9 protein-coding genes are annotated in these 11,385 nt (G+C 68.0%); 7 read left to right on the top strand and 2 right to left on the bottom strand.

Translation table 11 applies throughout. From position 1 onward, the window contains the following. Positions 1-70: 70 nt before the first annotated feature. From ACW173_RS16325 to ACW173_RS16335, 3 genes are all read left to right on the top strand, one after another. Complete coding sequence (locus ACW173_RS16325) at positions 71-280, top strand: hypothetical protein (RefSeq protein WP_492081045.1); 210 nt, start codon at positions 71-73, stop codon at positions 278-280. A 175-nt stretch (positions 281-455) separates the two neighbouring features. Beyond that, positions 456-3,146: a polar localization protein TipN gene (locus ACW173_RS16330; protein ID WP_492081046.1), complete on the top strand. Its 2,691-nt coding sequence runs from the start codon at positions 456-458 to the stop codon at positions 3,144-3,146. A gap of 8 nt (positions 3,147-3,154) precedes the next feature. Further along, a complete protein-coding gene (locus ACW173_RS16335; protein WP_492081047.1) occupies positions 3,155-3,715 on the top strand; it encodes a sugar transferase in 561 nt (186 codons plus the stop codon). Here the strand turns inward: ACW173_RS16335 and ACW173_RS16340 are convergent, their stop codons facing one another. Both ACW173_RS16340 and ACW173_RS16345 read right to left on the bottom strand, forming a co-directional pair. Next, positions 3,716-5,164: a mannitol dehydrogenase family protein gene (locus tag ACW173_RS16340; protein WP_492081048.1), complete on the bottom strand. Its 1,449-nt coding sequence runs from the start codon at positions 5,162-5,164 to the stop codon at positions 3,716-3,718. 91 nt (positions 5,165-5,255) lie between these two features. After that, positions 5,256-6,764, bottom strand: coding sequence for a UxaA family hydrolase (locus ACW173_RS16345; protein ID WP_492081049.1), 1,509 nt, complete (start codon positions 6,762-6,764; stop codon positions 5,256-5,258). Positions 6,765-6,924: 160 nt separating this feature from the next. Here ACW173_RS16345 and ACW173_RS16350 point away from each other — a divergent pair, with 160 nt between their 5' ends. From ACW173_RS16350 to kduD, 4 genes are all read left to right on the top strand, one after another. After that, positions 6,925-8,001, top strand: a complete 1,077-nt coding sequence (locus ACW173_RS16350; protein WP_492081050.1) for a LacI family DNA-binding transcriptional regulator — start codon at positions 6,925-6,927, stop codon at positions 7,999-8,001. Between the two features lie 108 nt (positions 8,002-8,109). After that, on the top strand, positions 8,110-9,573 hold the full coding sequence (uxaC, locus tag ACW173_RS16355; RefSeq protein ID WP_492081051.1) for a glucuronate isomerase: 1,464 nt from the start codon (positions 8,110-8,112) through the stop codon (positions 9,571-9,573). Positions 9,574-9,597: 24 nt separating this feature from the next. Beyond that, entirely contained in the window at positions 9,598-10,440 is an 843-nt protein-coding gene (kduI, locus tag ACW173_RS16360; RefSeq protein WP_492081052.1) for a 5-dehydro-4-deoxy-D-glucuronate isomerase, read from the top strand. Between the two features lie 138 nt (positions 10,441-10,578). Next, positions 10,579-11,334 carry a 2-dehydro-3-deoxy-D-gluconate 5-dehydrogenase KduD gene (gene kduD / locus ACW173_RS16365; RefSeq protein WP_492081053.1) on the top strand — a complete coding sequence of 252 codons (756 nt, stop codon included), beginning with the start codon at positions 10,579-10,581 and terminating at the stop codon, positions 11,332-11,334. The last annotated feature ends 51 nt before the right edge of the window (positions 11,335-11,385 follow it).

Genomic DNA, 11,385 nt, shown 5'->3' on the forward strand with positions numbered 1-11,385 from the left:
ACCAAAAGTTCACTCGCCGTCGCCACGTGACTCTCGCATAACGGCGCTATCGGTTTCGCGGGGTGGGGCAATGGGCTTCCTGACCGAAATGTTGGCCGTGGCGATCGTGTGGATATCGTCATTCGCACTGTGCCAGTTCGGCGTGGCGATCGAGCAAGTCTGCCCGCAGGCCAAGGGGCAGGCGCAGCACAAGACCGTCGCCCGTACGCCGCGCGGCATGGCGATCAAGCCGATGCCGATCGCCGCTAGCGCCCCCGCGACCGCTTCGCGCGACGCCTGAACGCGCGTCTTCGCGACGCAACCCTTGCAAACACAACCAAAGCCGCTTTCCGCCAAGGCTTTTCGCCGTTAGGTTCATGTGACACGCGAAGGAGGGGTTCGGCGCGCGAAGGCTGTATCTGCGCCCCCTCGCCGACGCTCCTCTCTTTGCCCAAGTCTTGGGACCTCGGCTGTGTATGAAGCCTAAGAAGCGCCAACCGCTCGATTTCTCGGCGACGCCGACGGAGTCCCCTCCCGAGGAAACCAAGATTGCGCCTGAACTCCCTCCGGAGCTTCCACCAGAGCTCCCAGGGGCGACGTCGTTCGCCGAGCCCGAGGCGGAGATCCCAACCGCCGAGCCCTTGAGCCTGCAAGACACTCTGCACGATGACTTGGCCGTGCCGCCGCCGTCGGCCGTGCGCTCGCGCCGTCGTCGTGAGCAGGCCCCCGAGCCGGCCACCAGTTTCGCCGAACCGGAGCTGAAGCCGGCCACCTCGCTGGCGTTCGGCGTTCAACCGCCCGCGCCGATCGTCGAGAACGACCGCGCCGCGCCGGCCAAGACCGAGCGCCGCGAGGCGTCGCTGGACCTGCGCGGTCCGGTGTCAGAAGCGCCGACCCCGCTGACCGCCGAGCCCGCGCCGCGCCGGATGTCGGGCGTGCTGTTCTGGACGATCGCGACCGCCGTCGCCGCGCTCTGGGCCCTGGCTCCGATCGCCTTCGCCCTGGGGTTCGCCCGTGGCGTGCCGGCCTTCAAGGTCGAGGGTTTCGCGCTGATGGTGTTCGCGGGCTTGGCCATCGGGCCGGCGCTGCTGACCCTGCTGGGCGCCTATCTGCTGCGCCAAGCCACGGGCATCGCCGATGAGCTGCGCCGCACCCGCACCCTGACCGACCGCATCGTCACGCCCGCGGCCCTGGCCGCCGTCGGCGCGTCCAGCGCCGCCGAGGCCATGCGCCAGGGCGTCGAAGACGCCGCGGCGGCCGCCGAACGGGCCCGAGAACACATCATCTCCCTGCGCCAGGCCCTGGCCGACGAGACCGCCCGCCTGGCCGAGGCCGCCGCCGAGTCGGCCAAGATGGCCAACCAGCTGGCCTTGGGTCTCAGCCACGAGCGCACGGCGATGGAGACCCTTTCGCATTCGCTGGACGCCCGCTCCACGGCGGTGGTCGACGCGATCGGCAGCCAGGCCCGCATGGTGGCCGAGGCCTCCGACCTGGCCGAGACCCAGCTGCGCGAAGCCGAAGCCGCCCTGGCCGCCCGCGCCGCCGACCTGGCCACGGCCGCCGCCGAAGCCTCGGACGCCGCTCGTGTCGGGGCCGAGGACCTGTCGCGCCAGATCGCTCGCCTGGAAACCGCCGGGACCGGAGTCGGCGATCAGGTCGCCTCCGTCGAGAAGAGTCTGGCGGCCCAGCGCGCCGCCCTGGTCGAGATCAGCCAGGCGCTGCGCTCGGAGCAGGAAGACTTCGCCGCCGAGGCCGAAACCCGCACCGCCCAGCTCACCGAGTTCGTCGCCTACACCCGCGTCGGCGCCACCGAGCTGTCGGACACGGCCGCCATGGGCGCGGAGATCCTGCGCGGCCTGATCAGCGCGGCCGCCGAGCAGTTCCGCGAGATCGGCGACAACGCCACCACCCACCGCGAAGCCTTCGCCGATACCGCCAAGAAGACGCTGGAGACGATCGGCGACGCCGCCGAGCAGCAGCGGACCCTGCTGGAGGAAGAGCTGAAGGCGGCCATGGAAGCCATGGCCGAAGCCGCGCTGAAGGCTAGCGAAAGCGTCGAGGCCCGTGTCGAGGCGGCCCGCAGCCGGGTCGATCAGCTGAACGAGATCGCCTTCGCCGCCGGCCAGAAGGCCGACGCCGTCTTTGAATCCCGCATGGAGGAGGCGCGCGACATCATCGAGCACTCCGCCCAGATGGTGGAGCAGGCCGGCGCTCGAACCTCGCAGAAGCTGGCCGACTCCGTCCAGGCCGCGCGCGGCACGCTGGACGAGCTGGAGTCGATGCTGGCCGAGATCGGCAAGCGCACCGCCGACCTGCCGGCGGAGGCCTTGCAGAAGGCCGGCGAGGTCCGCGTCTCGATCGAGCAGGGCGTCGAGCAGCTGATGAACGCCATCCGTCGCACCGCCGAGGAAACCGCCGCGATCGACCAAGCCTTCCAGGAACGCGTTCGCCGTAACTACGAGATGCTCAGCGAGGCGGCCGGCGCCGTCACCGCGTCCAGCGCCTCGACCATGGCCGCACGCTCGGCGCCGACGACCGCGCCACCGATCCGCACCCGCGCCGCGCCGCCCGTCGTGCAGCCGCCAGAACCGCTGCCGATGGCCGAGTTCGACGACGAGGACGAACCGCCGCCGGCCGACCGTCGCCGTCTGCGTCTGACGCCGACGGCCACCGACGAGGAGTTCCGTTCGGTGTTCGAGCAGGCCTCCTCGCGCAAACACGCCCCGTCGCCCGCGGCCGAGCAGGACGCTGACGGAGGCTGGAGCTGGCGCAACCTGTTGGCCGGCATCGAGAACAGCACGCCGGGCGACTCCGGCCTGGGCGAGAAGCTGGCCGCCGAGATCACCGCCATGGGCATCGATCCGCACGCCCTGCTGCCGCGCGGCCGCATCGACGAGATCGCCGCCGCCCTGCAGACCCGCGACGCCGCCGGCGCCCGCGAGGTGGTCAAGCGCCTGGCGCCCGCCGCCATCCGTCGCCTCGTCCGCCGCCTGTTCTCGGACGCCACGCTGAAGACCAATACCGAACGCTTCCTCTCCCGCTACGCCGGCATGATCGAAGAGGCGGCTGGCCAGGATCGCGAAGGCTTCCTGCTCGCGGCCCTGCTGTCGTCGGACGCCGGTCGGGCTTATCTGCTGCTCGACGCGGCCAGTGGCGACTTGCGCTAGGCGTTCAGGTGAAGCGCGCCTTTGACTTTCTGGCGGCGGCGATCGGCCTGATCGTGCTGGCCATTCCGCTCGTCGTGCTGTGGGGGCTGGTGCGCCTGACCTCGCCCGGGCCCGGGCTGTACTGGTCGCGGCGGGCGGGCAAGGGCTCGGCGCTGTTCCCGATGCCCAAGTTCCGCACCATGCGGATCGACACGCCCGAAGTCGCCACGCATCTGCTGGAGGATCCCGATCAATGGCTGACGCCGGTCGGGCCGTTCATGCGCAAGCTCAGCCTCGACGAGCTGCCACAGCTGTGGAGCGTGCTGGTCGGCCATATGAGCCTGGTCGGGCCGCGCCCGGCGCTGTTCAACCAGGACGACCTGATCGCGGCGCGCCAGGCCGCCGGTGTCGACAGGCTACGCCCCGGCGTGACCGGCTGGGCTCAGATCAACGGCCGCGATGAGCTGACCATTCCGGACAAGGTGGCGTTGGACGCCGAATACCTGCGCCGACGCTCGTTCCTGTTCGACCTGGAGATCCTGGTCAGCACCGTCGTGCCGGTGCTGACCGCAAAGGGTGTGACCCGCTAGCTAAGCGAGGTCGGCGTAGGCCATCTCGATCGCCGCGACGAAGGTCGGGTTCGAGGTCAGCGCCGCCGGGAACACGCTCTCCAGCGCCAGGAAGGCGGCGACGTCGGTCCTGGCGTCGCCGGTAACGCCGACGCCAATCTCGGTCAGCCTGTCGTGCAGCGGGTCGGTGATCGCCTCGCCGGTCTTGGCGCGCAGGGCCACGAAACGCATCCAGGCGGCCAGCGGGATCGCCAGGCGCTCGATCGAACGGCCGGCCTCAAGGGTTTCCGCCAGCGTGCCGAGGATGCGGAAGGGCAGTTTCTGGGTGCCGTCCCAGGCGATCTGCGACAGGTAGTGGCGGATTTCCGGATTGCGGAAACGGGCCAGGATGGCCTCGGCGTATTCCGCCAGATCCAGGCCACGCGGCGCGGTCAGGGTCGGGATGATGTCCGTGGCCATCAGGTCGCGGGCCAGGGCTTCCAACACTGGATCGCTGACCGCCTCGAACACCGTCTCGTGGCCGCGCAGGATGCCGGCATAGGCCAGGGTCGAGTGGACGCCGTTCAGCAGGCGCAGCTTGGCGCGCTCGAAGCCGCGCACATCGTCGGTCAGGATGACGCCGACGCTGCCAAGATCAGGACCGTCGGCCGGAAGCACGTCCTCCACCACCCACTGGGTGAAGGCCTCGCGTTGGATTGGCCAGGCGTCTTCCAGACCGGTGGCGGCCTGGACGCGGGCGCGCAGGGCGTCGTCGGTGGCCGGCGTGATGCTGTCGACCATGGTGCGCGGGAAGCTGCCCTCGGCGTCGATCCAGGCGGCGAGCTCGGCGTCGACCTTGCCCGCGAAGGCGACGACCGCCGCCTTCAGGCGCCAGCCGTTGTCGGCGAGGTTGTCGCAAGCCACGACGGCATAGGGGACAAGACCGGCGGCGTACCGGCGGCGCAGGCCCTCGACGATGTAGCCGACGGCGCTCTTGGGCTCACGCGGATTGGCCAGGTCGTGGACGATGTCGGGGTGCTTCTCGTCCAGTCCGCCCTCGGCCGACAGGGTGTAGCCCTTCTCGGTGACGGTCAGGGTGACGATGCGGGTGGTCGGGGCGGCCAGGCGGGCGAAGACCGACGGTGGATCCTCGGGCGCGACCAGCACTTCGCGGATCGAGCCGATGACGCGGAAGGTGGTCTCGGCGTCCAGCTGGGCCAGGGTGTAGAGGCCGTCCTGAGGCGCCAGGGCGTCGCGGACACCGGGGCTCTTCAGCGAGACGGCGCAGATCCCCCAGCGCGGGTCCTTGGCCAGCAGCTGATCGAAATAGAAGGCCTGGTGGGCGCGGTGGAAGGCGCCGGGACCGAAGTGGACGACGCCGATCTCGACCTTGTCGCGATCATAGGTCGGCAGGACCGTGCCGGGGACGGCGCCAGGATAGCTGGTCGGGCTCAGACGCAGAGCGGGGGAGGTCGCGGAAGTAGCCGTCAAGGGAGCACGCCTGGAGTTTCGTAACGGAAGGATAGGCCGCCTACATGCTGTAGTCTGACCTTTGTGGCAATTGGCTTGACCATTTTGCAGTCTAGAGCGTAACGCCAGACTTCCAGATGGCGATCTCGCGCTCGCCGTTCAGCTCGGCCTTGGTCGCCTTGCCCGACGCGGTGTCGACGACGAGGTCCATCAGGCGATCGGCGGCGTCGTCCATCGACACGCCCTCCAGCACCTGGCCGGCGTCGAAGTCGATCCAGCCCGGCTTGCGCTGGGCCAGGCCCGAGTTCGAGGCGATCTTCAGGGTCGGAGCGGGGAAGCCCAGCGGTGTGCCGCGACCGGTGGTGAACAGAATCACCGTCGCGCCGGCGGCCGTCAGGGCCGTCGACGACACAGCATCGTTGCCCGGCGCCTCCAGGAAGGTCAGGCCGTGCGGACCGACCTTCTCGCCGTAACGCAGCACCTCGACCAGCTGGGCCCGGCCGCCCTTCTGCACCGCGCCGAGGGACTTTTCCTCGAGCGTGGTGATGCCGCCGGCGATGTTGCCGGGCGAGGGGTTCTCGTAGATCGGCTGGTTGTTGTCGATGAAGTAGCGCTTGAAGTCGTCGATCACCGCCACGGCCTGGTCGAAGATCTCGCGGGTTGCGGCGCGCTGCAGCAACACGTTCTCGGCCCCGAAGACCTCGGGGATCTCGGTCAGCACCGGGGTGCCGCCAGCGTCGGCGACCTTGTCGGCGATGCGGCCGACCAGCGGGTTGGCGGTGACGCCCGAGAAGCCGTCCGAACCGCCGCACTTGAGGCCGACGACCAGTTCGGAGACCGGGATTGGCTCGCGCTTGTCCTGCTCGGCCAGTTCAACCAGCGCCTCGACGGCGGCCAAGCCGTCCTCGAGCTCGTCCTCGACCATCTGCGTCGTGAAGCTGCGCAGGCGGTCACGGTCGATCTCGGGCGCGCTGTCCAGCAGCGCCTTCAGCTGGTTGTTCTCGCAGCCCAGGCCCAGCAGCAGCACGCCGCCGGCATTGGGATGGCTGGCCAGGCCGGCGATCAGCTTGCGGGTGTGGGAGAGGTCATCGCCCAGCTGCGAGCAGCCGAACGGATGCGGGAAGGCGAAGACGCCGTCGACACGGCCGGCGAAGCGTTGGTTGGCCTTCTCGGCGATGCGGCGGGCGGTGTTGGCCACGCAGCCCACGGTGCATAGCACCCAGATCTCGTTGCGGGTGCCGGCCCGGCCGTTCTTGCGGCGATAGCCCTCGAAGGTGCGGGCAGGGGCCTCGGCATGGGGCTCCGGCGCGGTCGGGGTAAAGTTGTAGCCCTCGACGCCTTCCAGGCGGGTATGGACGTTGTGGACGTGGACATGGTCGCCCACGGCGATGTCGACGACCGCCCGGCCGATCGGCCAGCCGTACTTCAGGACGTCGCTGCCAGCGCTGGCAGCCCGGATAGCGATCTTGTGGCCCTTGGGGATGTCGGCCCGCGCCATGATCGACTGGCCGTGCAGCTCCAGGGTCTCGCCGGCGACGAGGTCGCGCAGGGCGGTCGCCACGTGATCACGGGGGTCCACGGGGTGGATCGATTCGCGCTGGGCCAGGGTCGTTTCGGTCATCTTGAATGGTCGTCGCCGGAAGGTGTGTCGCAAATTTGGACGTTCATTGACATGGTAACCGGTGTCAGGCGGGTCGCAAGCAGACGTTTCGTCCTAGGTTGGCGATGCTTACGTCGCTAGAGTATGACAAAAGAAAATGACATAGGCTGCTGGAAACGCCGTGAACTCTTCGAAGACGCCTTCCCCGACCTCGGCCGAAGACAGTGAGAGCGGCGTGGAAGGCGGACGCCGCCGGGCCACGATCAACGACATCGCGAGATTGGCGGGGGTTTCGAAGAAGACCGTTTCCCGCGTGATCAACCAATCGCCGTTCGTCCGTGACGAAACGCGCGAGCGGATCGAGGCGGTTATCGCCGAGTGGGGCTACGCTCCCGACCCGCAGGCCCGAGGCCTGGCTTTCCGCCGCTCGTTCCTGATCGGCATGATCTACGACAATCCGAACCCGCAGTATGTCGTGAACATGCAACTGGGCTTGCTGGACGGCATGCGTGGCTCGGGCTTCGAGTTGGTCGTCCACCCCTGCAACCGCGCCAGCCCGACCTTCCTCACCGACATCCGCACCTTCGTCGAGCGCCAGAAGCTGTTCGGCGTCGTGCTGCCGCCGTCGGTGTCGGAAGACGAGCGGGTCGCCAAGTTGCTGAATGAGATCGGCTGCTCGTACATCCGCATCGCATCGGTCGAACTGGACAAGCCAGAGCACATGATCGTGGGTCACGACCGGATGGGCGCGGGTCAGGCGGCGCGGCACATTCTGGAGCTGGGCCACAAGAATATCGCCTTCATCTCGGGTCCCGACACCTTCCGCTCGTCGCACGAGCGGCGAGGGGGGTTCGAGGACGGCCTGGCCGAGGCTGGCTTGAAGCTGGCTGAGAAGGACATCGTCCAGGGCGCCTACACCTTTGAGTCCGGCGTGGCCTGTGGCGACGAGTTGCTGGCGCGCACGCCGCGTCCGACCGCGATCTTCTGCGGTAACGATGAAATGGCCGCGGGCGTCCTGCAGTCGGCGCGCAAGGCGGGTCTGACGGTGCCCAAGGACGTCACGGTCGTCGGTTTCGACGACTTCCAGATCGCTCAGGCCGTCTGGCCGCCGTTGACCACGGTGCACACGCCGACCCGCGAGATCGGCAAGATGGCCGCCGAGAAGCTGATCGGCGTCGAACGGCGCGAGCCGCGTGACGCCACCAAGACCGAACCGAGCCTGGTGGTTCGCGAGTCCTCGGGACCGGTTCCCAGCTAGAGTATTCGCCGCCCGATCGGCTTGCATCGAATTCTGACACCGGTTACCAAGCGGGCCTAAGCGGCCATCCGCGAAGCCGCCGGCTATAGAGGGAGCAGACGCGTCGCCATGCCCAGGCCTCTGAATTTCCACGAAGATCGGCTGTTTCCGTCGGATGCGACGACGCGCTCGTACGCGCGGGGCCTGTACGGCCTGGTCAAGGACCTGCCGATCATCAGCCCGCACGGCCACACCGATCCGTCGTGGTTCGCGACCAATGAGCCGTTCCAGGACGCCACCGACCTGCTGCTGGCCCCGGACCACTATCTGTACCGGATGCTCTACAGCCAGGGCGTCAGCCTGGACGCGCTGAAGGTGCGCTCCAAGGCCGGCGTGCCCGACACCGATCCGCGCGCGGCCTGGAAGCTGTTCGCGGCCAACTTCCACCTGTTCCGTGGCACGCCGTCGTGGATCTGGCTGAACCACGTGTTCTCCAAGGTGTTCGGCTTCACCGAATTCCTCGAAGCCGCGAACGCCGACGACTATTTCGATCGCATCAACGAGGCCCTGGCCAGCGACGCGTTCCGGCCGCGAGCCCTGTTCGATCGCTTCAACATCGAGACCCTGGCGACGACCGAAGGTCCGCACGAGGTGCTCAAGCACCACCAGGCCATCCGTGAAAGCGGCTGGGGCGGTCACGTGATCACCGCCTATCGCCCTGACGCCGTCATCGACTTCGAGGACGAGCGCGGCCCGCGCGCCTTCGAACGCTTCGCCGAGGTGTCCGGCCAGGACGTCTACAGCTGGAAGTCCTACCTCGAAGCCCACCGTCTGCGCCGCCAGGCCTTCATCGAGGCCGGCGCCACGTCCAGCGACCACGGCCACCCGACCGCCGCCACCGCCGACCTGTCTGAGGTCGAGGCCCAGGCCCTGTTCCAGAGCCTGGTGAAGGGCGACGTCACGCCTGAGAAGGCCGAGCTGTTCCGCGCCCAGATGCTGACCGAAATGGCCAAGATGAGCCTGGACGACGGCCTGGTCATGCAGATCCACCCCGGCTCGCACCGCAACCACAATGTCGGCCTCTTGCAGACCCACGGTCGCGACAAGGGCGCCGACATCCCGATGCGCACCGAGTATGTCTCGGCGCTGAAACCCCTGCTGACCCGCCTGGGCAATGATCCGCGCCTGTCGGTGATCCTGTTCACCCTGGACGAGACCGTCTACAGCCGCGAGCTGGCCCCGCTGGCCGGCCATTATCCGGTGCTGAAGCTGGGTCCGTCCTGGTGGTTCCACGACAGCCCCGAGGGCATGATGCGCTTCCGCGAGCAGGTCACCGAGACCGCCGGCTTCTACAACACCGTCGGCTTCAACGACGACACCCGCGCCTTCCTGTCGATCCCGGCCCGCCACGACGTCGCCCGCCGCGTCGACAGCTCGTTCCTGGCCCGCATGGTCGCCGAGCACCGCATGGACCTGGTCGAAGCCGAGGAACTCATCGTCGACCTGACGTACAACCTGCCTAAGAAGGCCTACAAGTTGGACCAGCGTCCGGAGTGGGCCCGCCCCGCCACGCTGCGCGCCGCCGCCGAATAAGAACACCCTTCCGGAGACTTCCCGATGTTTTCCAAGACCTACCACGCCACCCATCCGGACATGATGTTCGCGGTCAGCAATGACGACCTGCGCGACCGCTACCTGATGCAAGGTCTCTTTCAGGACAACCAGATCGTCCTGACCTACAACCACGCCGAACGCTTCGTCGTCGGCGGCGTCGTGGCCACCTCGGCCGTCAAGCTGCCCGACCAGACCGAGCCCGCCTCGGCCGCCGGCCACCCGTTCCTGGAGCGCCGCGAGCTGGGCGTGATCAATGTCGGCGACACCACCGGCAAGATCACCGTCGACGGCGTCGTCTACGAGATCGTTCCGCGTGACGGCCTGTACGTCACCATGGGCGCCAAGGACGTGACCTTCGAAGGCATCGACGGCGTCGCCGCTCGGTTCTACCTGGTCAGCCTGCCGGCTCACACCGCGTTCGAAACCAAGAAGTTGGCCTTCGCCGACGCCGTCGCCCTGGAGCGCGGCGCGCTGGAAACCAGCAACGAGCGCACGATCTACCAGTACATCGTCCCGACCACCTGCAAGTCGGCTCAGCTGCTGCTGGGCATGACCGTGCTGAAGCCGGGCAGCGTCTGGAACACCATGCCGCCCCACCTGCACGACCGTCGTTCGGAAGCCTATTTCTACTTCGGCCTGGGCGAGAACGACCGCGTGTTCCACTACATGGGCGAGCCGGACGAAATGCGTCACATCGTGATCGCCAACGAGGAAGCCGTGATGAGCCCGCCGTGGTCGATCCACATGGGTTCGGGCACCGCCAACTACACCTTCATCTGGGCGATGGGCGGCGAGAACCTCGACTACACCGACATGAACGTGCTGGACATCTGCCAGCTGAAGTAGGGGCGAAAGCCCACGCGCTCCCGTGTCATCCCGGCGGGAGCGCAGCGTAGAGCCGGGACCGTCGCAAGCGAATGTGGCGGTCCCGGATCGACCTTTCAGGTCGGCCGGGATGACAAGATTTTTGAACAGGAACTCGACATGGCCAATCCGTTCAGCCTCGAAGGCAAGGTCGCGCTCGTCACCGGCGCCAACACCGGCATTGGTCAGGGCATCGCCATCGCGCTCGCCCAAGCCGGCGCGGACATCGCCGCCGCGGGCCGCAGCGAACCGACCGAAACCCAAGCCGCCGTCGAGGCCCTGGGCCGCAAGTTCCTGTCGATCAAGGCCGACTTCGGCTCGACCGAGCCCGTCCAGCGCGTGGTCGACGAGACCGTCGCGGCGTTCGGCAAGGTCGACATCCTGGTCAACAACGCCGGCATCATCCGTCGCGCCGACTCGATCGAGTTCTCGGAAGCCGACTGGGACGCGGTGATGGACACCAACCTGAAGGTCGTCTTTTTCCTGACCCAGGCCTTCGCCAAGCAGGCCCTGAAGCAGGGTGGGGGCAAGGTGATCAATATCGCCAGCCTGCTGTCGTTCCAGGGCGGCATCCGCGTGCCGTCCTATACGGCCGCCAAATCGGGCCTGGCAGGTCTGACCAAGATCCTGGCCAACGAGTGGGCGACCAAGGGCGTCAACGTCAACGCCATCGCGCCGGGCTATTTCGACACCAACAATACCGAGGCCCTGCGCGCCGACGCCGACCGCAACGCCTCGATCCTGGCCCGCATCCCGGCCGGTCGCTGGGGGCGTCCGGAGGACATCGGCGGCGCCGCCGTGTTCCTGGCCTCGTCGGCCGCGGACTATGTCCAAGGGATTACTCTGCCCGTGGATGGCGGCTGGCTGGCGCGCTAGCGAAACAAATCCGCGCAAAAATGCGATGGTAGCGCAACCATCGTGCCGGGT

This window comes from Caulobacter sp. ALps2 (assembly GCF_058681635.1).